This window comes from Mycobacterium sp. P7213, from assembly GCF_900604305.1.
In the GTDB taxonomy this organism is placed as follows: Bacteria; Actinomycetota; Actinomycetes; order Mycobacteriales; family Mycobacteriaceae; genus Mycobacterium.
This window is the reverse complement of sequence record NZ_UWOA01000029.1, coordinates 40,709-60,774: the sequence shown is the minus strand read 5'-3', so window position 1 is coordinate 60,774 and position 20,066 is coordinate 40,709. Positions and strand designations below refer to the sequence as shown.

General features: G+C 68.4%; 22 protein-coding genes. 15 read left to right on the top strand and 7 right to left on the bottom strand.

The genetic code is table 11. The features are described 5' to 3' along the window. Both EJK91_RS12990 and EJK91_RS12985 read right to left on the bottom strand, forming a co-directional pair. The coding region (locus EJK91_RS12990) for a DUF222 domain-containing protein (protein WP_125079129.1) at nucleotides 1-857 on the bottom strand (857 nt) is incomplete at its 3' end. Between the two features lie 84 nt (nucleotides 858-941). Further along, a complete protein-coding gene (locus EJK91_RS12985; protein ID WP_046302473.1) occupies nucleotides 942-1,850 on the bottom strand; it encodes an alpha/beta hydrolase in 909 nt (302 codons plus the stop codon). 48 nt (nucleotides 1,851-1,898) lie between these two features. Between EJK91_RS12985 and EJK91_RS12980 the strand changes: the two genes are divergently transcribed. Next, nucleotides 1,899-3,263, top strand: a complete 1,365-nt coding sequence (locus tag EJK91_RS12980) for an FAD-binding oxidoreductase (RefSeq protein ID WP_125079133.1) — start codon at nucleotides 1,899-1,901, stop codon at nucleotides 3,261-3,263. Here EJK91_RS12980 and EJK91_RS12975 read toward each other — a convergent pair. Next, the gene (locus EJK91_RS12975) at nucleotides 3,260-3,796 is read right to left on the bottom strand and encodes a TetR/AcrR family transcriptional regulator (RefSeq protein WP_125079128.1); all 537 of its coding nucleotides are present in this window, start codon (nucleotides 3,794-3,796) and stop codon (nucleotides 3,260-3,262) included. The two genes, EJK91_RS12980 and EJK91_RS12975, sit on opposite strands and share 4 nt — an antisense overlap. 105 nt (nucleotides 3,797-3,901) lie before the next feature. Between EJK91_RS12975 and EJK91_RS12970 the strand changes: the two genes are divergently transcribed. Beyond that, nucleotides 3,902-4,555: an SDR family NAD(P)-dependent oxidoreductase gene (locus EJK91_RS12970; RefSeq protein ID WP_125079127.1), complete on the top strand. Its 654-nt coding sequence runs from the start codon at nucleotides 3,902-3,904 to the stop codon at nucleotides 4,553-4,555. Here EJK91_RS12970 and EJK91_RS12965 read toward each other — a convergent pair. Together EJK91_RS12965 and EJK91_RS12960 are read right to left on the bottom strand one after the other, a co-directional pair. Continuing rightward, nucleotides 4,552-5,358 carry a thioesterase family protein gene (locus EJK91_RS12965; protein WP_024442942.1) on the bottom strand — a complete coding sequence of 269 codons (807 nt, stop codon included), beginning with the start codon at nucleotides 5,356-5,358 and terminating at the stop codon, nucleotides 4,552-4,554. The genes EJK91_RS12970 and EJK91_RS12965 overlap by 4 nt on opposite strands. 10 nt (nucleotides 5,359-5,368) lie before the next feature. Next, entirely contained in the window at nucleotides 5,369-6,229 is an 861-nt protein-coding gene (locus tag EJK91_RS12960) for an SMP-30/gluconolactonase/LRE family protein (protein ID WP_046301081.1), read from the bottom strand. Nucleotides 6,230-6,316: 87 nt separating this feature from the next. Here EJK91_RS12960 and EJK91_RS12955 point away from each other — a divergent pair, with 87 nt between their 5' ends. Beyond that, a complete protein-coding gene (locus EJK91_RS12955; RefSeq protein WP_024442940.1) occupies nucleotides 6,317-7,216 on the top strand; it encodes an acyl-CoA thioesterase in 900 nt (299 codons plus the stop codon). Here EJK91_RS12955 and EJK91_RS12950 read toward each other — a convergent pair. Continuing rightward, complete coding sequence (locus EJK91_RS12950; RefSeq protein ID WP_125079126.1) at nucleotides 7,211-7,906, bottom strand: DUF427 domain-containing protein; 696 nt, start codon at nucleotides 7,904-7,906, stop codon at nucleotides 7,211-7,213. The two genes, EJK91_RS12955 and EJK91_RS12950, sit on opposite strands and share 6 nt — an antisense overlap. 144 nt (nucleotides 7,907-8,050) lie before the next feature. On the opposite strand from EJK91_RS12950, the gene EJK91_RS12945 reads away from it, so the two are divergent. Genes EJK91_RS12945 through EJK91_RS12915 form a run of 7 tightly spaced genes read left to right on the top strand, consistent with a single transcriptional unit; the run spans nucleotide 8,051 to nucleotide 14,472 of the window. Continuing rightward, nucleotides 8,051-8,602 carry a hypothetical protein gene (locus tag EJK91_RS12945; protein WP_051190283.1) on the top strand — a complete coding sequence of 184 codons (552 nt, stop codon included), beginning with the start codon at nucleotides 8,051-8,053 and terminating at the stop codon, nucleotides 8,600-8,602. Continuing rightward, the gene (locus EJK91_RS12940; RefSeq protein WP_125079125.1) at nucleotides 8,602-9,318 is read left to right on the top strand and encodes an NIPSNAP family protein; all 717 of its coding nucleotides are present in this window, start codon (nucleotides 8,602-8,604) and stop codon (nucleotides 9,316-9,318) included. The genes EJK91_RS12945 and EJK91_RS12940 overlap by 1 nt, the downstream gene beginning before the upstream one ends. After that, nucleotides 9,315-10,544 (top strand): cytochrome P450, encoded by a 1,230-nt coding sequence (locus EJK91_RS12935; protein WP_024442936.1) that lies wholly within the window; start codon nucleotides 9,315-9,317, stop codon nucleotides 10,542-10,544. Before EJK91_RS12940 ends, EJK91_RS12935 begins: the two co-directional genes overlap by 4 nt. Before the next feature lies 1 nt (nucleotide 10,545). Beyond that, a complete protein-coding gene (locus EJK91_RS12930; protein WP_024442935.1) occupies nucleotides 10,546-11,514 on the top strand; it encodes a zinc-binding dehydrogenase in 969 nt (322 codons plus the stop codon). Next, nucleotides 11,511-12,260 carry an HpcH/HpaI aldolase family protein gene (locus EJK91_RS12925; RefSeq protein WP_125079124.1) on the top strand — a complete coding sequence of 250 codons (750 nt, stop codon included), beginning with the start codon at nucleotides 11,511-11,513 and terminating at the stop codon, nucleotides 12,258-12,260. Before EJK91_RS12930 ends, EJK91_RS12925 begins: the two co-directional genes overlap by 4 nt. After that, entirely contained in the window at nucleotides 12,257-12,988 is a 732-nt protein-coding gene (locus tag EJK91_RS12920) for an SDR family NAD(P)-dependent oxidoreductase (RefSeq protein WP_024442933.1), read from the top strand. The genes EJK91_RS12925 and EJK91_RS12920 overlap by 4 nt, the downstream gene beginning before the upstream one ends. Then, nucleotides 12,985-14,472, top strand: a complete 1,488-nt coding sequence (locus tag EJK91_RS12915; RefSeq protein WP_125079123.1) for a flavin-containing monooxygenase — start codon at nucleotides 12,985-12,987, stop codon at nucleotides 14,470-14,472. The genes EJK91_RS12920 and EJK91_RS12915 overlap by 4 nt, the downstream gene beginning before the upstream one ends. Here EJK91_RS12915 and EJK91_RS12910 read toward each other — a convergent pair. After that, on the bottom strand, nucleotides 14,459-15,568 hold the full coding sequence (locus EJK91_RS12910) for an alcohol dehydrogenase catalytic domain-containing protein (protein ID WP_125079122.1): 1,110 nt from the start codon (nucleotides 15,566-15,568) through the stop codon (nucleotides 14,459-14,461). The two genes, EJK91_RS12915 and EJK91_RS12910, sit on opposite strands and share 14 nt — an antisense overlap. A 14-nt stretch (nucleotides 15,569-15,582) precedes the next feature. Here EJK91_RS12910 and EJK91_RS12905 point away from each other — a divergent pair, with 14 nt between their 5' ends. From EJK91_RS12905 to EJK91_RS12885, 5 genes are all read left to right on the top strand, one after another. Beyond that, complete coding sequence (locus EJK91_RS12905; protein ID WP_125079121.1) at nucleotides 15,583-16,050, top strand: acyl-CoA thioesterase; 468 nt, start codon at nucleotides 15,583-15,585, stop codon at nucleotides 16,048-16,050. 36 nt (nucleotides 16,051-16,086) lie between these two features. Beyond that, the gene (locus EJK91_RS12900) at nucleotides 16,087-16,527 is read left to right on the top strand and encodes an SRPBCC family protein (RefSeq protein ID WP_125079120.1); all 441 of its coding nucleotides are present in this window, start codon (nucleotides 16,087-16,089) and stop codon (nucleotides 16,525-16,527) included. Nucleotides 16,528-16,547: 20 nt separating this feature from the next. Then, nucleotides 16,548-18,131, top strand: coding sequence for a fatty-acid--CoA ligase FadD5 (fadD5, locus tag EJK91_RS12895; protein WP_046283313.1), 1,584 nt, complete (start codon nucleotides 16,548-16,550; stop codon nucleotides 18,129-18,131). 322 nt (nucleotides 18,132-18,453) lie between these two features. Beyond that, nucleotides 18,454-19,191, top strand: a complete 738-nt coding sequence (locus EJK91_RS12890) for an MlaE family ABC transporter permease (RefSeq protein WP_105294450.1) — start codon at nucleotides 18,454-18,456, stop codon at nucleotides 19,189-19,191. 1 nt (nucleotide 19,192) lies between these two features. Then, nucleotides 19,193-20,062, top strand: a complete 870-nt coding sequence (locus EJK91_RS12885; RefSeq protein WP_064890491.1) for an ABC transporter permease — start codon at nucleotides 19,193-19,195, stop codon at nucleotides 20,060-20,062. Nucleotides 20,063-20,066 lie beyond the last annotated feature (4 nt).

Genomic DNA, 20,066 nt, shown 5'->3' with positions numbered 1-20,066 from the left:
TTACCGAATCGCGGATCGGTCGGGGTGTTCAGTGCGGTTTGGTCGGCGAGGACGTAGACGGTGACGTTGGTGGCGCGGGCGTCGCTGCYGGCGGCGGGGCAGTCGGKGTTGGTGCAGGCGCAGGCCAGGGTGTCGGCGCCGGCGGCCAGGGCGCCGAGGGCGTCGGCGCGGCGTTGGGCCAGGGTGCGGGGGTCGTCGTCGCAGACGGTGTGGGCCAGTTGGGTCAGGCGCCGGTCYAGGGCGGTGGCGTCGGTGGCCCAGAGCCGGCCCCATAGGGCGGTGGTGCCGTTTTCGCTGTTGCGGGTGTCGACGGTGACGTCGCGGCTGCGGGCGTCGCGGTCTTGGCGGCGGAGGGCGTCGGGGTCGTATCGGTCGATCAGGGCGTCGATGGCGGCCGCGGTTTTGGTCGCCGAGAGCGGCCCTAGTGCGGTGGCGATCTCGGCGAGTTCGGTGTCGATCGCGTGCAGGAGGTAGGGGTTGGTGATCAGCGTGGTGCGCCAGACGATGGTGGCGACCAGTCGGGAGTTGATCGCCCCGGTGAGGAACAGTGCGGCCACCTGGGGCAGCCGGTCTCGCAGTGCCGAGGCCAGATACATCTGCGAGGAGGCCATGCCGTGGCTGATCTGCTCGGCGGCGGCGACCTCGCTGGCCGCGGCGTCCCAGTAGTCGCACGACCAGCGTGACCGGTTGACCGCATCGGTTCCGTGGGTGCGCCGTGCGACCAACTCGCCGATGACAGCCAGCCGGCGTGCCGCGGCGGCGGCCTCCAGCCGGGCCCACCCCGCGATCGCCGCCACCAGGGCTTTGTCGTCGGCATCGGCCAACGACCCCGGCTCAGGCAGATCCGCATCGAACATACGTTCGACTGTACCGGAAGCAGGCGACAAGCGTCGGGTGATGTGTCAGGACATCGGTGACAGTTCTCGCCGCACCGGCCAGGCTCAATACCCCGCAGTCTTGAGGTTGCGGTCCAGGAACTCCAGTTGATCTGCGACCACCCGTTCGAAGGCCTCGCCGACGTAGATGTCGAAGTGGCCCTCGGGATAGCTCTTGACGCTGCCGCGGCGCGCCTTCGCGGCGTAACGCAGGGTCGGTCCGGGCGGTGCCACCGAGTCGGTATCGCAGATGCAGAACAGGATGGGGCAGCTCACCTTGGCCGTCAGCCGGCCCGGACGGTAGGCGAGGATCTTCATCCCGATCCGCGCGGCGACCTCATTCCGCAGGGTCAGCCCCTTGGGGACCAGGCGCAGATAGCCCAGGTAAGAGTCGGGCGTCGTCATCAGCGCGACCTCGCCGGGGCGACCGGCGGTCGCCACCATCACCGGCGGATTGCCGAACCGGGCTGCGGCCAGATCCCGCAACGCCAGCATGGTGATCCGCGCGATAGTCAACGGCGGAATGGTGCGCGCAGAGGCGATCCCGTCGGTGAACGGACATTGCGCCACCACCGCCGCCACCGGCAGCCGCGCCGCCGTCGCGATCACGTGACCACCGCCGAACGAGGTGCCCCACAGGCCGATCCGGTTGCCGTCGACACCGGGCAGGGTGTGTGCGAAGTCGACCGCGGCGGCCCAGTCAGCCAACTGCATGCCCACATCGAGCAGCTGGCGGGGAGCACCGTCGCTGTCGCCGAAGTTGCGGTAGTCAAACACCAGGCAGGCGTATCCGGCCGCGGCGAACCGCTCGGCGTAGGCGTCCAGTCGCATGCTGCGCACCGCGCCCAGGCCGTGCGCCATCACCAGCAGCGGGGCACCGTCCGGATCTGCTGCGCCGGCCGGGTCGGGGCGGTACAGCCAGGCGCGGATACGGTCCGCGCCGGATCGGAATGAGACGTCTTCGCGGATAGCCATGCCTAAAGGTAGCCCCGGGTGTGGTAGACCGGCTTCGTGACCGGGGCGGTGACTCACAGCCAGTTTCGGAGCCTTTTGCCGAGCCTGACGGAGGTGGTGGGCCCCGGCTATGTCACCGACGATCCCGACGTGCTGGCCGGCCGCAGCGTCGACTACACCGGTCGCTACCGGGGCCGAGCGGGCGCGCTGGTGCGCCCCGGGTCGCCCGAGGAAGTCGCCGCGGTGCTGCGACTCTGCCGCGACGCGGGCGCGAACGTCACCGTCCAGGGCGGGCGCACTTCGCTGGTGGCCGGCACCGTCCCCGAGCACGACGACGTGCTGCTGTCCACCGAGCGGCTGAACACCGTCGGTGAGGTCGACGCGGTTGAGCGCCGGGTGAGTGTGGGTGCGGGTGCCACACTCGCGGCGGTGCAACGGGCGGCGAACGACGCCGGCCTGATCTTCGGTGTCGACCTGACCGCCCGGGATACCGCGACCGTCGGCGGAATGGCCTCGACCAACGCCGGTGGGCTGTACACGGTGCACTACGGCAACATGGGCGAACAGGTGCTCGGCCTGCAGGTGGTGCTGCCGGACGGAGCGCTGCTACACCGACGCAGCGCGGTGCGCTCCGACAACACCGGCTACGACCTACCGGCGTTATTTGTCGGTGCCGAAGGAACTTTGGGCGTCATCACCGGGCTCGATCTGCGACTGCATGCCCGCCCGGTCCACCGGGTCACCGCACTCTGCGGCTTCGCGGAGCTGCAGGCCCTGGTAGATGCGGCGCGAACCTTTCGCGACCTCGACGGCATCGCGACCCTGGAGTTGATCGACGCCCGCGTCACCGCGTTGACCGGCGAGCGACTCGGGATTGTCGCTCCGGTGCAAGGTGACTGGCTGCTGCTGGTGGAACTGACCGGCGACACCGACCAGACCGACCGCCTCGCCGGCCTGCTGGCGCAGGTGCGGTCCTGTGACGAGCCGGCGGTGGGCGTGGACGATGCGTCCCAACAGCGGCTGTGGCGGGTGCGCGAGGCGATCGCCGATGTGTTGGGGGCATTCGGGCCGCCCCTGAAGTTCGATGTGTCCCTGCCCCTGGCAGCGATCGCCGGATTCGCCGCAGCGGCGGGCACATTGGTGCAACGGCACGCGCCGCAGGCGCTTCCGGTGCTGTTCGGCCATGTCGGCGAGGGCAACCTGCACTTCAACGTGCTGCGTTGCTCGGCACCAGCCGAAGCGGGCCTGTACGCGGCGATGATGACGCTCATCGCCGACTGCGGCGGCAACGTCAGCTCCGAACACGGGGTGGGCAGCCGCAAGCGGGCCTACTTGGCGATGTCGCGCGGGCCGGACGATGTCGCGGCGATGCGGACGATCAAGGCCGCGTTCGATCCGACCGGCTATCTCAATGCCGCGGTGCTGTTCGACTAGTCGCGGTGCTTGATGCCGACAGCCTGACGCAGCTGGGCGAGGAACTCCTCGGAGTCGTCGCTGCGAATGATGTAGTGCGAGATGGCGATCCGGATCGCGGCGGCCGCCTTCACCGCCGCATCCGGCCCGGTCAGCATCCGCTGCAGACCCTCGCGCATCGGTACCATGATCCGGGAGAAGTCGGCGAGCACGTGCTTGGGCTCGATGTCGATCATTCGCACACCCGTATATGAGTGTTGGTATTCGACGATGAAACGCAGTGCAGCGTCGAGCTTTTCGGTGCCCTTCAGTCCCTCGGTAGCGCGCGCGATCCCGCTGTCGAAGATGTGCCGCTCGTAACGAGAGAACGCCGAGATCAGTTCTTCCTTCGACGGGAACCACCGATACAGGGTGGGGCGGGAGACCCCGGCCTGGGAGGCTACCTCGGACAGGCTGAGCTTGGTCAATCCATTGCGCCCGAGCACCTCGGCGGTGGCCGCGAGGATCCGCTGCCGGCTCGAGTTGTCGGGGCCGTCCACCGTGCTGCGGGTCATAGCAAAGACTTTACAAAATATAGCGAGAGTGTCACGCTGGTTCGGTGCCTGGACATCGTTCCTCACCGTCGCGGGCCCCCTGGGCCGGGCCGTAGGGCAATTATTGTGATCGAAGCGCCGCAAGTCACGTACGAGGAACGCACGCATCCGCTGCGAGCCGTGATGATCGTCATCGAAGCAGCCGGGATCGGCCAGGTGGCCGCCGCGCAGTTGGCCGCCCAAGGACACCTGGTGCTGCTCGGCGGTCGGCGAATCGCGGAGTCCGAGCGGTTCGCGGCGCAGCTGCGAGACCGCGGCGGCAGCGCGTTCGCTGCCCATCTCGATCTCGCAGACCCGCGGTCAATCAACGAGTTCCTCGCCGCCGCGCACTATCTCATCGGTACCCCGGACGTGCTCATCACCGATGTCGGCCTGGCCGGCCCGGCGGGCGAGTCACCAGACGGCGCCGGTGTGGGTGCGCAAACCCTGGCCACCCGGGTGATTCCGGCCATGATCGCCCGGGGCAGCGGTGATGTGGTGCTGGTCGGCCCGGAGTTCGCCGGGGTGCACTGCGCCACCGCCCAGCACAAGGTCGAAGCCTGGCTGGCGGCCTTGGACGCGGAATTCGTCGGCACCGGGGTTCGGGCCTCGGCCGTGCGGTCGGTCCGGCCGGGGCCGGGCGCCTCCACCGCTGCGGCCGGCCGCCTGCTCGCCGGGATGGCTACCGAGCCGCGGCTGCGTCTGGTCGAAATGCTCCCGGCTGTGGGAGCGGGTCGCTAACGACGGCGCACCAGGACTGACTGCGCAATGCCCGCCACCGCGCCCTGCTGGTCGAACAAGGTGCCGATGGTCGTCCCGATGCCGTCGGGGCCGTAGTTGGTCTCGGCCCGGATGCCGATCCACTCGCCGTCGGGAACCCGGTGCACGTGCACCACCAGGTCGGTGTTGAGGAACGTCCACTTTCTGATGTCGAGCTTGGTGCCGACCCCGTTGGCGTCGTCGGCCACCGCGAACAACCGCTGCAGCGGAGTCATCACTTCACCCTTGACCAGGTCCACGAGCGGCGAGATCCAGGCTTCACCGGCGCCGGGGGCCAACGGCGTGGTCAGCCACCGCCAGTCCAGGCTGTGGATGTAGTTGCGGTCCCAGTTCTGCTGCATGTTGTTGGTTTGTGCCGCACTGACCGGCAGCAGCGGGGGAGCCGAGGCGTGCTGTACGTCGCCGGTGTCCAACGTCTGCAACCGCCAACCGGATGCACGGGCGACCGGTCGTGGCAGCTGGTCGGGGCCGGGTGCCAGCATCTCGGCGCTGACCAGTTCGATCTGCTTGCCGGCCCGGTCGACCTGGCCGCGCACCCACAGCGCGCCTTCGGCGGGCACCGGGCCCAACAGGTCGATGCTGACCCGGCTGAGCCGGGTGTCGTCCCGCGCCGCCAAGCGTTCCAGTGCCCGCACCAGCAGCGCCGACACCGGTGCGGCGTGCTGGATCTGAGCCGACCACGTGCCGCGCACCAGATCGGTGGCCCCGAACTTCTCGCCCCGCGGATCGGCGGCGTCCAGTAACTCGTAGTAGGAGTCGGTCATCGAATCCACCTCAGGGCAATCCGGCGCCGGGGATCTCCACGGTCACGGTGTCCAAGCGCGAGTCGCGGGTGCCGATCAGGCGCTTCGGGTAGGCGGTGGGGCTGGACAGCAGGAACAGCGTGCGGCGACTCGGCCCGCCCAGCGCGCACGCGATCGCAGCCCGCTCGCCGGTTGCGATGCGGTCGGTTACCACGCCGCCCTCGGTAATGCGCTCGAAATGATTGGCCAGGGTCATCGCCGTCCAGACCCCGCCGGCGGCGTCCAGCGCAATGCCGTCCGGTGGTCCGTCCAACCCGTCGGCGAACACCCGGCGGTCACGCAGCCCGCCGTCGGCTTCGATGGTGAACCGGGTGAGCCGGCGGCCCATCGACTCGGCGACGATCAGCGTGCCGCCGTCCGGGGCGATCGCCATTCCGTTGGGAAAGTCGAGATCCTCGGCGACGAGATGCACGCCGGCGTCGGGGTCGACGCGTACCAGCACGCCGCCGGAGTAGGCCTGCGACCCGATGTAGCAGCGGCCTGCGGCGTCCACCACCATGTCGCCGAGGTCCGCGGGCACCTGCTCGCTCAGGTCGACCAGCGTGGTCACGGTGTCACCGTCGTAGCAGAGCACCTTGCGATCGGACGCCGAGGCGATCAACAGCGTTCCGTCCGGCCGGAAACCCAGCCCGCTGGGAGTGTGTCCCGGCAGCGGCACCGTGGTCATCGAGCCGCGCAGGTTCACGGTGTGGATCGCCTCGCCGAGCATGTCGGAGAACCACAGCAGCCCCTCGAACCAGCGCGGGCCCTCGCCGAAGCAGAAGCCGCCCGCCAGCGGCACCGGCGGGGACTCGGAACCCGGGTTGTCCTGCTGTGAACTCGTTTCGGCGATACCCAACACTGTCGCCCTCCTGTCCGGCGGCCGCGGGCGCGGTTAGGCCTACTTTACAAAATTCGCTTCAAATGTCACGCTCGCGGAATGTCTGAAGCATCTCCGGCCACCGAGACTTCCGCCGCGCCGCAATGGTCAGTCGGCGGCCTGCTGGACCTGTTCGAGGTGACGGCCGACGGCCCGGACCGGTTCACCGGCGCGACCGGCCTGGCCGGCGACGACGAGCGCCAAGTCGTCGAAGGCACCCAACTGGTGGCGCAGGCGATCGTCGCGGCGGCGAAACGCTTCAGCGACAAGTCCGTCCGGTCGGTGCACGCGGTGTTCGCCCGGGCTGTGCTGGTCGGACCGGCGGCGGAATACGTGATCGACGTGGTCAACGAGGGCCGTTCCACGGCCACCGCGGTGATCTCAGTGCTGCAGAACCAGAAGCGCTGCGCAACCATCACCGTGCTGGCGGATGTTCCGTCGGCCGACGTGATCACCCACCACCTGCCCCGCCCTGAAGTGGCAGGCCCCGCGCAGTCCAACCCCTGTGCCATGCCGATGACCGGACGCGAGGTACGCCTGGTCGACGTCGTCGACGTCAACAGCCCCGACGAGGTGGGCCCGCCGGAGCTCTACGCCTGGTTGCACTATGAGCCCATTCCCGCCCGCGACGATCTCGCCAAAGCGCTGATCGCTTACTTCACCGGACATCTGGGCATCTCGACGACGATGCGCGCGCACGCCGGGATCGGCACCAGCCAGTCGCACCTGACGGTGTCCACCGCTCCCATGACGGTCACCGTGAGCTTCCACGAGCCGGTGCGCTGGGACGGCTGGATCCTCTACGGGCATGAAAGCACCCAGGTGGGCGCGGGCATGTCCTATGTTCGCGGCACCGTGCACACCGAGGAGGGCGCTATCCTGGCCTCGTTCGCCCAGGACGGCCTGATCCGGCCGCTGCGCACCAGCGACAACAAGATCGCCGAGCACTCGCGGCTATAGCCGCGGGCGCCCTGCCGCGCCGGGTAGTTCGGCGAAACCGCCGACCAGCGACAGATCAAAGCTGAAAAGACCTGCGATGGGTGCACTCTCGGGCAGCGGGTCCGGATAGCTCCAGGCCACGTCCGGCATGACGGTGTCTCCGATGAACGCGGACCAATAGCGGGCATAGCCCTTGTAGTTGCAGTAGGTCGACGTCGTCGAAGCCCGCAACAGATCCGTGCGCACGTGGTCCGCGGCGACGTACAGGCGCGGTGCCAGGGCCGTCTCGAACAGGATCACGGTGTCATCGGTGTCCACCAGGACCACTCCGTCGACTTCGACCCGCAATGCGCGCCGGGTGGGCCGGCAATCGACCCGGTGATAGGGGTTCGGCGGGTAGTGCACCAGCCGCCGGCCCTCTTCGAACCAGGCGTCCACGGCGTCCCACGGAACCTGCACGAAACCCGATGCCTCCGGCAGCGCCCGGTGCGGAAGATCGCCGACGGCGTCCGCGGGGAAGGCGTAGGCCAGCGGCTCGCCCTGGCGATGCACCAGCAGCGCGCGTTCGGTGTCGATCACGGTGCGCTCCCCCCGGATCGCCCGGACGCGGCGCGGATGCGGTTCGACGTACACCAGGGCCCCGGTGATCTCCGGGGCGAACCAGCCGGCGCGCTCGGTGCTCAGCGGACCGTGTCCGGCAACCAGACTCATCGCGCTCCCACCCGTGTCCACCTCATTCGGCTTTACAAATTTAGCTTCAACTGTAATATCTCGGAGAAGTTGTGCTGCGCGGCCGGACAGTTCGCCCGGCCAGCGGCACCGTCTGAGATTCTCACGACGAGCTGGGATGATGCGATGACGAGTACCGCTGCGGCCCTGGATTCCCTGACGCGGGACCCCCACCTGCGCTACCGCCTCGATGTCATCGCCCCCGATGTCGCCGACCTGGTGCACGCGGCCGGCGGGTGGCTGTATCACCGTGCGGCGACCGGCTGGGATGTGCGGGTGTTGGCGCCGCCGCACCAAGATGTCCGGCCGTTGCAGATCCTGGGGCTCGATACCGCAGACCTCGAGACGGAACTGTCTGCCGCGCACAGCGATGCACCCGGACACAGCCTGGCGGTGGTCGCCGACGCGCTCGCCACCGATCCCCGTATCAGGGCGCGGGTGCATCACGCCCTGCGGAGCAGCCTGACCCAGGTCGTGTTGTGGGGCGAGCGCTGGCCGCTGGAGGTCAGCCATCGGCTCAGCCCAGTGCAGCACCTGCCCACCGTGGCGGGCCGGGCGTTCAAGCGGCAGGCGCTTGCTGCCGCCGGGCACGCGGCGCCGTGCGACGGGCCGGAGATTTTCCGCAGTGACCAGAAGCATTGCCTGCCCGTCAATTCCGACCTGGTCCCGGTCGGCTGATGCGCAAGCATTACGACCACACCCTGCTCTACCTGCACGAGACGATCAATCTGGGCCGTGGGCTGCGCGACGACTTCACCCGCAACTTCACCGAGATCTACCAGCCGATGATGACCGAGTTGGGTGCCCGGCTGTTCGCGCTGTGGGAGTCCACCGCCTACAACGGGCACTGGCCGCAGGTCACGATCATCTGGGAGATCGACGCGTTCGCCGACTACGCCCGAATCGGGCGGGCGCAGGGCCGCGGCGGTAGCCACGCCCCGCCGGCGGCCGAATGGTCGGCCTACCTCGCCGGAATCGGAGCATCGGGGGAGGGCCGCATCATGTACCCCGGCCCGCACAACAGGACCTTGGCTGAGTTGCGCGCGGCCGACTTCGACGCGACCGTTGTCATTCAGGAGATCATGCAGACCAAACCCGGTCGCCAAGACGATTACATCCGGGAATTGGAACGCCTATATGTGCCGTGGTCGGAGAGCACCGGCAAGCGCTGGCTCGGTTCGTTCACCACCACGTTCCGCTACAACGAGGTCATCCACTACTGGGCACTGGACGGCGGCTGGGACTGCTTCGCCGAGCATTACCCGTCGTGGAAGGACCACCCGCCGGCGGAGATCGTGACGTGGATGAGTGTGGCGCCCGCCTTACGCGACGGCTGGGAGGACTCGATCCTGCAAGCACTGCCGCCCTGCCCGCTGCAGCGAGACGACACATGACAAGCGTTGCCGCGCCGGAGTTCTCCTACGATCCGTTCGACCCGGCGGTGATGGCCGACCCGCTGCCGTACTACCGGGTGCTACGCGATCACCACCCGATGTATTACGTCCCGCAGTGGGATCTGTACGCCCTGTCGCGCTTCGACGACATCTGGGACGTACTGGCGGTCAGTGACGGAACGTTCGTGGCCTCGGAGGGAACACTGCCGGCGGCCACCGTGCTGGCGCACCACAACAGCGGCCCGGTGCCGGACCCGCCGCTGCACCCGTTGCCTTTCCACGCCGTCTTCGACAAGCCGATCTACGACGACATTCGCCGGTTGCAGTCCCCGGCGTTTCGGCCCCGCTCGGTGGTGGACTGGCAAGGCCGGGTCCGTGAATTGGCCAATCAGCGGCTCGATGAGCTGCTTCCGCAGGGCCAGTTCGACCTGACCTGTGATTACGGCGGTGTCGTGGTGGCTCAAGTGGTCTGCGAACTGCTAGGCATTCCGGTCGAATGCGCCGCAGAGGTGTTGGCGACGGTGAACGCCGGAAGTCTCGCGCAGGCCGGCAGCGGGGTGGACACCGCCGCGGCGCGGCCCAACTACCTGCAGTACCTCATCCCGGCGGTGCAACGCCGGCGCGCTGAGCAGGGCTCCGGCGAACTGCCGATCGTCGACGGGATGCTGGCCTACCGACTGCCCGACGGCAGCGATCTCGATGACGTCGAAGCCGCGACACAACTGCTCTGCATCTTCATCGGCGGCACCGAGACCGTGCCCAAGATCGTCGCGCACGGGTTGTGGGAACTGTCTCGGCGTCCGGATCAACTAGCCGCGGTACGGGCCGATCCGCACCACACGGTGCAGCTGGCACGCGAGGAGATGATCCGCTACTGCGCACCGGCGCAATGGTTCGCGCGCACCGCCCGCAAACCGTTCACGCTGCACGGCACGACTGTTGAGCCGGGCCAACGCATCATCACCCTGCTGGCGTCGGCCAATCGCGACGGACGCGAATACCCCGAACCCGACGAATTCCGTTGGGACCGGCCGATCAAACGGTCACTGGCGTTCGGTCGCGGGCAGCACTTCTGCATCGGCTATCACCTGGCCCGGCTGGAAGTGACTGTCCTGGTGCAGGAATGGCTGCGCCGCGTCCCGAACTTTCAGATCGCCGACGACGGCGCGACCCGGCTGCCGTCCAGTTTTCAGTGGGGCTGGAACACCATCCCGGTGGAGGTCTGAGATGTGGGCGTACCGGTTGATCGCGCCGTATCAGTTCGAGAAGATAGAAGCCCCCGACCCCACCGAGCAGGAGCTCGGCGCCGGGCAGGTGCTGCTGCAGTTCGTGGCCGCCGGGGTATGCGGCAGTGACCTGCCGGCCTTTCGCGGCGCGCAGGGCAGGTTGCCCGGCGACGACGGCGCCGCGGCCGCGGAGAAACTCGGCTTCCCGATCCATGAGATCGTCGGCGACGTCATCACCAGTCGGCACCCGCAGCATCGACGCGGCGACCGAGTCGTCGGGTGGGCATCGGGCTTCGACGGACTGATGGAACGGGTGATCAGCGACGGCGAGGGACTGGTGGCCTACGACCCGGCGCTGGAACCCGCCCAAGCCGTGGGCCTGCAACCGCTGGCATGCGTGCTCTACGCCGTGGAACAGTTGCCCGACCTGGCCGGCCGCCATGTGGCGGTGATCGGTCAGGGCTCGATCGGTCTGCTGTTCAGCGCCGTCGCCAAAGCGGCGGGGGCGCGCCGCGTCACCGGGGTGGACCCGGTCGACCGTCGAGATGTGGCTGCCGCCTTCGGAATTGACGCAGTGGTACAGGCGACCAGCGACCGCTGGGTGCGCCACCTTGACGCCGGCGACCGCCCGGAGATCGTGATCGAGGCGGTCGGGCACCAGGTCGCCACCCTGGGCCACGCCATCGAGGCCGCCGCACCCGGTGGCACGGTGTTCTACTTCGGTGTCCCCGACGACGACAGTTATCCGATCAGTATGCGGACCATGCTGCGCAACAATCTCACGCTGATCTCCGGAGTGACCCAGGATCGGCGACGGATGCTGGAAGCCGCAGGTCGATTCGCCGCGGAGAATCCGGAGCTGTTGCGCAACTACGTAACTCATGTCTTCGGTTGCCACGAAGCCCAGGCTGCCTTCGAGTTGGCGGCCCGACCGGTGCCGGACCGCGTCAAGATCGCGATGGTCGCATGACGTCGGCGCTGCGCGCCGCTGTGGCGGACCGGGCCCCGCTCTGGGGCGGCTGGGTGACCGGGCCCACCGTGCTGGGCCCGGAGGAATTCGCCCGCGCCGGCTATGACTACGTGGGTTTCGACGCCCAACACAGTTACCTTGACGACGCCGACATCGCGGCCATGCTGCGGCACACCGAACACCTGCCGATCGCCACCGCGGTCCGATTGCCCAACGCGGACGCTGCCCCCATCGGCCGGGTGCTCGATGCCGGCGCCGACGCGGTCATCATCGCGCTGATCGAGACCGCCGAACAGGCCGCCGCTGCGGTGGCCGCCACCCGCTACCCGCCGGCCGGGATCCGCAGCTTCGGGCCGCTGCGGCCTGGCCTGGGCCGCGATCTGGCCGGCCTGGAATCGCGAGCGGATGTCTTCGCGATGATCGAGACCGCCGCGGCCCTGGCAGACGTGGAACGCATCTGTGCGGTTCCCGGCCTGGCCGGAATCTACGTCGGGCCCGCCGATCTGGCGATCTCGATGGGCGTCGACGTCGCCCAATCCACCACGCATCCCGACCTGCTCGCGGCGATGGCACGGATCCGGGCCGCGGCAGCCGAAGCGGGCGTGATCGCGGCGATCCACGGCGGATCGGGAGCGGCGGGAGCGGCCCTGGCCGGGCTGGGCTACCAGATGATCACGTTGGCTGCCGAGTCTGCGGCGCTGCGCCGAGGAGCCCTGGAACATCTCGAGGAAGCGAGGGGCCGATGACCCCGGCACGGGTTGCACTGGTCACCGGCGCCGCCCGGGGCCAAGGCTGGGCCATCACCGAACGGCTGCTCGCCGACGGTTTCGCGGTGGTCGCCTGCGACATCAACGAAGCTGAGCTGCATGCCGCCGTCGCCGCGCGGGCCGACGACGCGCTGATCGGCGTCCGCCTCGACGTGACCTGTCCTGAGGAATGGGAGGCCGCGGTGGCGGCGACCATTCAGCGGTTCGGGGCGCTGACCGCGTTGATCAACAACGCCGGCATCCTGCACCGGGCCACGATCGCCGACGAGACGCCCGACGGCTTCGAAAGGGCTTGGCGGGTCAACTGTCTGGGCGCATTCCTGGGCATCCAGGCGGCCCTGGACCAACTGCGGGCGGCCGAAGGTGCAGCTATCGTCAACACCTGCAGCACCGGGGCGATCCGACCCTTCGGCCGGCACAGCGCCTACGGTTCGTCGAAATGGGCGCTTCGCGGCCTGACGCAGACCGTCGCCGCGGAACTCGTCTCGACGGGCATCCGGGTCAACGCGGTATTTCCCGGGCCGATCGCCACCCCGATGCTCGACGACGGCACTCAGCAGCGCCTGGCCGCGGTGTCGCCGGGCGGCAGGCTCGGCCGCCCGGCCGAGGTGGCGGACGCGGTGGCATTCCTGGTTTCGCAAGCCGCGTCTTTCATCACCGGCGCCGAGCTCGTGGTGGACGGCGGCCAGTGCCTGCAGATCCGATGACCAGGCATGGGCAAGGCCCGTCGGTCGGCATCATCGGTGCAGGGCCGGGAGGGCTGGCGCTGGGAATCCTGTTGCGGCGAGCCGGATTCTCCGACTTCACCATCTTCGACCGGGAGGACGGCGTCGGCGGCACCTGGCGGATCAACACGTATCCGGGGCTGGCATGTGACGTCAAATCCCACCTGTACTCCTATTCGTTCGACCTGAATCCGCACTGGTCGCGGCTGTGGTCGCAGCAACCCGAGATACTGGCCTACTTCGAACGCTGCGCGGCCGACCACGGCCTGGACGCACATCTGCGGCTGCGCACCGAGATTCGCGCCGCCCGCTGGGAGCCGGACGGGCGGCAGTGGTGTCTGAGCAGCAGCGACGGTGCGCAGCATCGGTTCGACGTGGTGGTCTCCGCGGTGGGGTTGTTCACCCAGCCGGTGCTGCCCGACCTGATCGAAGAACAGCCCTTCGGGGGCACCGTGATGCACTCGGCGCGGTGGGATCATTCGGTGCCGCTCGCCGGTGCGAAAGTCGCCGTACTCGGGACGGGTTCGACCGCGGCGCAACTGCTGCCGGAGTTGGCCGAGGTCGCCGAGAAGGTGTACTCGCTGCAGCGGTCCCCGACCTGGATCCTGCCCAAGCCGGACCGTCGCTACACCCCGCGGGAGCGATGGGCCCTCGACCGCATCCCGCTGGCCCAGCGGCTGTACCGGACGCGACTGTGGCTGCGCAGCGAGTCGAACATCGCGGTGATCGAGAACGGCAGCGACAAAACCCGCGAGTTCACCGACATCGCGCGAAAACTCTTGGGCGACTCCATCGCCGACGAGCAGTTGCGGGCAGCGCTCACCCCCGACCACCCGCTGGGCTGCAAGCGTCTGGTGTTCTCCTCGGACTACCTGCCCGCGCTGACCCGGCCCAACGTCGAAGTGGTGCCCAGCCCGGCGCGGGCCCTGCGTTCCCGATCGGTGGTCGCCGAGGACGGCACCGAATGCGAGGTCGACGTGGTGGTGTGCGCCACCGGATATGCCGCTGCGGATTACCTCGGTCAGATCGAGGTGACCGGTGAGGACGCCACCACACTCAAACAGGCCTGGCGCGACGGGCCCCGCGCCTACCTCGGCATGGCGATGCCCGGCTTCCCCAACTTCTTCATGCTCTACGGGCCCAACACCAACGTCGGCTCCAACAGCGTCATCTTCGTATTGGAAGCCCAAGCGCGCTACATCGTTCGGGTGCTCAAACACCTGCGCCGCACCCGCAAGTCCTATGTCGCCGTGCGCCCTGCCGCGCTGGCCGACTTCATCGCCAAGATCGACCGGTGGATGCACGGCACGGTGTGGACCACCCGCTGCAGCAACTACTTTCGTGCCGCCAACGGCCGGGTGGTCACCCAGTGGCCGCGCAGTGCCGGGGCCTTCTGGGCGATGACCCGCCGGTTCCGGACCGCCGACTTCAGCTTCGAACCGGCCGTCGGTGCTAAGCGAACGTGATGATCTGACGTACCGCGGCACCGTCGGCCAGTGCGTCCATGGCCTCGTTGATCTGCTCGAGTGGCACGGTCGCCGACACCAGCTGCTCGACGGGCAGACGGCCGGCCCGCCACAACGCCACGAAGCGCGGGATGTCGCGCGCGGGGACCGCCGACCCCAGGTAGCTGCCGATCAACGAGCGACCCTCGGCAACCAGACCCAGTGGGGAGACGCTGATCCGGGCGTCCGGAGGCGGCAGGCCGACGGTGATGGTGCGCCCGCCCGGTGCGGTCAAGCCGATCGCGGTCTCCAGCGCGGCGGGATGACCCGCCGCATCGATCACCACCGGGGCGCGCACGCCCGCGTCGAGTGCCTGCTGCGGGGTGTAGGTGCGGTGCGCGCCCAGCGCCGTTGCGGCGGCCAGCTTGTCCGGCAGCCGGTCGATCGCGATCACCTGCACGCCGTCGTGGGCCAACGCGGTCAGTACCGCGGCCATCCCCACTCCGCCGAGTCCGACCACCGCGACGGCGTCGCCCGGCCCCGGACGGCCGACGTTGAGCACCGCGCCGCCACCGGTCAGCACCGCACAGCCCAGCAAGGCGGCCACCGTCGGCGGGACGTCGTCGGGTACCGGCACCGCGCTGGTCTGGCTGACCACCGCATGCGTGGCGAACCCGGAGACCCCGAGGTGGTGGTAGATGGTCTGGTCCGCGCGGTGCAGCCGCTGCCCGCCGCCGAGCAGGGTGCCCGCGCCGTTGGCGGCGCTGCCGGGCTCACACGGCGCCAGGCCGTCGGTGGCGCAGGCCGCGCAGTGGCCGCAGCGGGGCAGGAAGGTCAGCACCACCCGCTGGCCCGGCCGCACCGCGGTGACCCCGGCGCCGACCGCTTCGACGATGCCGGCGGCTTCATGGCCGAGCAGCATCGGCACCGGCCGCACCCGGTTGCCGTCGACCACGGACAGATCGGAATGACAGACCCCGGCGGCCTCGACCCGCACCAGCAGCTCACCGTCGCCGGGCGGCGCCAGCTCCACGTCTGTCACCGTCAACGGGCGTGAGGCGGCATAGGGGCGCGCCGCCCCGATCCGCTCCAGCACCGCACCGCGGATCGTGGTCATGCTGGAATACAACCATGAGTTCGGACGCAGCGGTCCCGCCCGCGCCGGAAGGGTTGACCAGCCAGGACTTTCCGGTGCACTGGCCGGTGCTGACCCGCTGGGCCGACAACGACATGTTCGGCCACCTCAACAACGCCGTGTACTACCAGCTGTTCGACACCGCGATCAACGGCTGGATCGCCGCACACGTCGAGATAGACCCCGTCGCGGCCCCGGAGCTGGGGGTGGTCGCCGAATCGGGCTGCCGCTTCCTGGGCGAACTCGCCTTCCCGGACCGGCTCGCGGTGGGGCTGGCCGTCACCCGGTTAGGCCGCAGCAGCGTGACTTACCGGCTGGCGGTGTTTCGCGCCGCAACGGGCGATGACGCGGTCCTGGTGGCCGCGCTCGGGCACTGGGTGCACGTCTATGTCGACCGCGGTACCCGGCGGCCGGTGCCGATCCCCGACGGTATTCGTGCGTTGTTGGCCACCGCCCAGGTTTAGCTCGGTGGCTGTTTCGCCGGTGGCTATGCTCGGCGGGTGCCGCTCGTGAGCAAGACCGTCGAAGTCGCCGCCGACGCTGCAACGATCATGGGGATCGTGGCCGACTTCGAGGCGTACCCGCAGTGGAACGAAGAGGTCAAAGGGATCTGGGTGCTGGCCCGCTACGACGACGGCCGGCCCAGCCAGCTGCGGCTGGATGCCTCCTACTCCGGTTTCGACGGCACCTTCATCCAGGCCGTCTACTACCCCAATGCCACCCAGATTCAGACCGTGCTCCAGCAGGGCGACCTGTTCAGCAAGCAGGAGCAGCTGTTCTCGGTGGTCGAGATCGGCCCGACCACGTTGCTCACCGTCGACATGAACGTCGAGACGCAGATGTCGGTACCCAAGCCGATGCTCAAGAAGGCCTTCAGCAACGCCCTGGACTATCTGGCTGACAATCTCAAACGGCGCGCCGAAGAACTGGCTTCGGGCTAGCACAAAGCGGGAGAACCGAATTGAGCCACGCAACCGTTGATCCCGCCGAGCAGCCCTACCGGGCGCGTCGACAGAACTGGGTCAACCAGCTGGACCGGCACGCACTGATGAAACCGGACGCTCCGGCACTGCGGTTCCTGGGCCAGACCACCACCTGGTCGCAGCTGCGGGATCGCGTTGGCGCGCTGGCCGACGCCCTGAGCCGCCGTGGGGTCCGCGCCGGTGACCGGGTGATGATCCTGATGCTCAACCGCACCGAGTTCGTCGAGTCGGTGCTGGCCGCGAACATGCTGGGCGGGATCGCCGTTCCGGTCAACTTCCGGCTCACCCCGCCGGAGATCGCCTATCTGGTCACCGACTGTGAGGCCAGGGTGCTGATCACGGAACCGGCGTTGGTACCGGTCGCCACTGGTGTGCGGGAGCTGACCGATGTGGTGCAGACCCTGGTGGTCGCCGGCGATTCGGCCGGAGACGGCTTGATCGCCTACGAAGACCTGATCAACGAGACCGGCGAACCGCATGCGCCGGTGGACATTCCCAACGATTCGCCGGCCCTGATCATGTACACCTCGGGTACCACCGGTCTGCCCAAGGGAGCGGTGCTCACCCACACCAACCTGGTCGGCCAGACGATGACCGCGCTGCACACCGCCGGCACCGGCACCTCCGACGTGGCCTTCATCGGAGTGCCGTTCTTCCATATCGCCGGTGTGGGCAACCTGCTGCCCGGCATGTGGCTGGGCATCCCGACCGTCATCAACCCGCTCGGTGCGTTCGACGCCGGCCAACTGCTCGACGTACTGGCCGCCGAACGGGTCACCGGCATCTTCCTGGTGCCGGCGCAATGGCAGGCGGTCTGCGCTCAGCAGCAGGCCAACCCGCGCGACATCCGGTTGCGGACCATGTCGTGGGGAGCGGCGCCGGCCTCTGATGCGTTGCTGCGGCAGATGGCGGAGACCTTCCCCGGCACCAAGATCCTGGCGGCCTTCGGGCAGACGGAGATGTCGCCGGTCACCTGCATCCTGCTCGGTGAGGACGCCACCAGAAAGCGCGGTTCGGTCGGCACCGTCATTCCGACCGTCTGCGCTCGGGTCGTCGACGAGCAGATGAACGACGTCGCCGTCGGTGAGGTGGGCGAGATCGTCTACCGGGCGCCCACCTTGATGAGCGGGTATTGGAACAAGCCGGAGGCCACCGCTGAGGCCTTTGCCGGCGGCTGGTTCCACTCCGGCGATCTGGTCCGGATGGATGAAGAGGGCTACGTCTGGGTCGTCGACCGTAAGAAGGACATGATCATCTCCGGCGGCGAGAACGTCTACTGCGCCGAAGTGGAGAACGTGCTGGCCGATCACCCCGATATTGCCGAGGTCGCCGTTATCGGTCGCCCGCACGAGCGCTGGGGCGAGGTTCCGATCGCGGTCGCCGCGCTGTCGCGGGCGGGCCTGACCCTGGCCGACCTCGACGATTTCTTGACGCAGCGGCTGGCGCGCTACAAGCACCCCAAGGCGCTCGAGATCGTCGAGGCCCTGCCTCGCAACCCGGCCGGGAAAGTGCTCAAAACCGAACTGCGCATTAACTACGGGGCGGCTCAGGGATCCGAGTAGGGCAGCCCCCCAAGCGATGCCGCCCGAAACAGCGATGAGTGAGGTCGCGGCACGTTACTCTCCGGTAGGAAACCCGCGCAGGTTCCGCTCGTTCGATGTCCCTCTCACGCAGCCATCAGGTATGGTCCGATGGTCGCCAAGGGCACTTCGGGCCGATAAGGTGACGCGGGTCTCGCTGAACGACGGACGGAGAAGACACTGTGCGACGCGGTTCCTTGCTGAGTCGTGCGGCGGGATTTCTGGTGAGGGGGGTGGTGTGACAGCTCCAGCGCGTCCCCGTGTCGCCGACTTCCTCCGGGATCGGGTGCTGCCGCCGCTGATCATGGTCGGCGGATTCTTCAGAATGTGTGCTCTGACCGCCCGTGCGCTTTTCGTACGGCCGTTCCAGTGGCGTGAGACCGTGCAGCAGGGCTGGTTCATCACCAGCGTCGCCATCATTCCGACCATCGCGGTTGCCATTCCGCTGACCGTTCTCCTGGTCTTCACGCTGAATATCCTGTTGGCGCAGTTCGGTGCTGCCGACGTTTCCGGAGCCGGAGCCGGCATCGCCGCGGTCACCCAGTTGGGGCCGCTGGTGACCGTGCTGGTGGTGGCCGGGGCCGGGTCCACCGCGATCTGTGCCGACCTGGGCGCCCGCACCATTCGCGAAGAGATCGACGCGATGGAAGTGCTCGGTATCGACCCGATCCATCGACTGGTGGTGCCCCGGGTGATCGCCGCGACCGTAGTGGCCCTGCTCCTCAACGCCCTGGTGATCGTGATCGGCCTGGCTGGAGGCTTCCTCTTCGGCGTTTACCTGCAGAACGTGTCCGGCGGCGCCTACCTGTCGACGTTGACTCTGCTGACCGGGCTGCCCGAGGTGATCATCTCGACGGTGAAAGCCAGCGTGTTCGGACTTATCGCCGGCCTCGTCGGTTGCTACCGCGGCCTCACCGTCCGCGGCGGCTCCAAGGGCCTGGGTACGGCCGTGAACGAAACCGTCGTGCTGTGCGTACTTGCGTTGTTCGCCGTGAACGTGGTGTTGACCACCATCGGCGTGAAGTTCGGAACGGGGACCTGACATGTCGACATCGACAGTTGTCCGGGGCCGTTTTCCCGGGCTGGTTGCGAACTACCAGCGCTACGTCGGGATGGCTGGCCGCGGGCTCGAAAGGAGCGGTCGGCTCGGCTGGTTCTCGCTGACCGCCCTCCGGGAAATCCCCTGGGCGCTGCGCCGGTACCGCACCGAGACGCTGCGCCTGGTCGCCGAATTGGGCATGGGCACCGGCGCCATGGCCGTGATCGGCGGCACCGTCGCCATCATGGGCTTCGTGATGCTGGCCGGCGGCTCGCTGATCGCGATCCAGGGGTTCACCTCGCTGGGCAACATCGGTGTGGAGACCTACACCGGTTTCGCCGCCGCCCTGGTCAACGTCCGCGTGGTCGGTCCGGTCAACGCGGGTATCGCCTTGGCTGCGACGGTCGGAGCCGGCGCCACTGCCGAACTCGGCGCGATGCGCATCAGTGAGGAGATCGACGCCCTCGAAGTGATGGGGATCAACTCGATCGCCTACCTGGTGTCGACCCGCGTGGTGGCGGGCTTCACCGTGATCATCCCGCTGTACGCCCTCGCGCTGATCATGGCGTTCGCCGCACCCCAGATCGTCACCACGTTGTTCTTCGGGCAGTCGTCGGGTACTTACGACCACTACTTCCGAACGTTCTTGCGGCCAGACGATGTGTTCTGGTCGTTCATCGAGACCATCTTGATCGCCGTGGTGGTCATGGTCACCCACTGCTACTACGGCTTCAACGCCAGTGGCGGTCCGGTCGGTGTCGGCAGCGCGGTGGGCCAGTCGATGCGGCTGTCCCTGATCACGGTGCCCACAGTCGTGTTGCTCGCAGCGTTGGCGCTCTACGGCGTCGACCCCAACTTCAACCTAACGATGTGACGCG

Excerpts from the sequence above, each read along its gene's own strand:
- EJK91_RS12985 (WP_046302473.1), bottom strand. The coding sequence starts at position 1,850 with ATGGCTATCCGCGAAGACGTCTCATTCCGATCCGGCGCGGACCGTATC.
- EJK91_RS12890 (WP_105294450.1), top strand. The coding sequence starts at position 18,454 with ATGGTCGGCGGATTCTTCAGAATGTGTGCTCTGACCGCCCGTGCGCTT.
- EJK91_RS12925 (WP_125079124.1), top strand. The coding sequence starts at position 11,511 with ATGACGTCGGCGCTGCGCGCCGCTGTGGCGGACCGGGCCCCGCTCTGG.
- EJK91_RS12950 (WP_125079126.1), bottom strand. The coding sequence starts at position 7,906 with ATGAGTCTGGTTGCCGGACACGGTCCGCTGAGCACCGAGCGCGCCGGC.
- EJK91_RS12945 (WP_051190283.1), top strand. The coding sequence starts at position 8,051 with ATGACGAGTACCGCTGCGGCCCTGGATTCCCTGACGCGGGACCCCCAC.
- EJK91_RS12885 (WP_064890491.1), top strand. The coding sequence starts at position 19,193 with ATGTCGACATCGACAGTTGTCCGGGGCCGTTTTCCCGGGCTGGTTGCG.
- EJK91_RS12965 (WP_024442942.1), bottom strand. The coding sequence starts at position 5,358 with ATGACCGACTCCTACTACGAGTTACTGGACGCCGCCGATCCGCGGGGC.
- EJK91_RS12905 (WP_125079121.1), top strand. The coding sequence starts at position 15,583 with ATGAGTTCGGACGCAGCGGTCCCGCCCGCGCCGGAAGGGTTGACCAGC.
- EJK91_RS12935 (WP_024442936.1), top strand. The coding sequence starts at position 9,315 with ATGACAAGCGTTGCCGCGCCGGAGTTCTCCTACGATCCGTTCGACCCG.
- EJK91_RS12930 (WP_024442935.1), top strand. The coding sequence starts at position 10,546 with ATGTGGGCGTACCGGTTGATCGCGCCGTATCAGTTCGAGAAGATAGAA.
- EJK91_RS12910 (WP_125079122.1), bottom strand. The coding sequence starts at position 15,568 with ATGACCACGATCCGCGGTGCGGTGCTGGAGCGGATCGGGGCGGCGCGC.
- EJK91_RS12915 (WP_125079123.1), top strand. The coding sequence starts at position 12,985 with ATGACCAGGCATGGGCAAGGCCCGTCGGTCGGCATCATCGGTGCAGGG.
- EJK91_RS12920 (WP_024442933.1), top strand. The coding sequence starts at position 12,257 with ATGACCCCGGCACGGGTTGCACTGGTCACCGGCGCCGCCCGGGGCCAA.
- EJK91_RS12975 (WP_125079128.1), bottom strand. The coding sequence starts at position 3,796 with ATGACCCGCAGCACGGTGGACGGCCCCGACAACTCGAGCCGGCAGCGG.
- EJK91_RS12940 (WP_125079125.1), top strand. The coding sequence starts at position 8,602 with ATGCGCAAGCATTACGACCACACCCTGCTCTACCTGCACGAGACGATC.
- EJK91_RS12955 (WP_024442940.1), top strand. The coding sequence starts at position 6,317 with ATGTCTGAAGCATCTCCGGCCACCGAGACTTCCGCCGCGCCGCAATGG.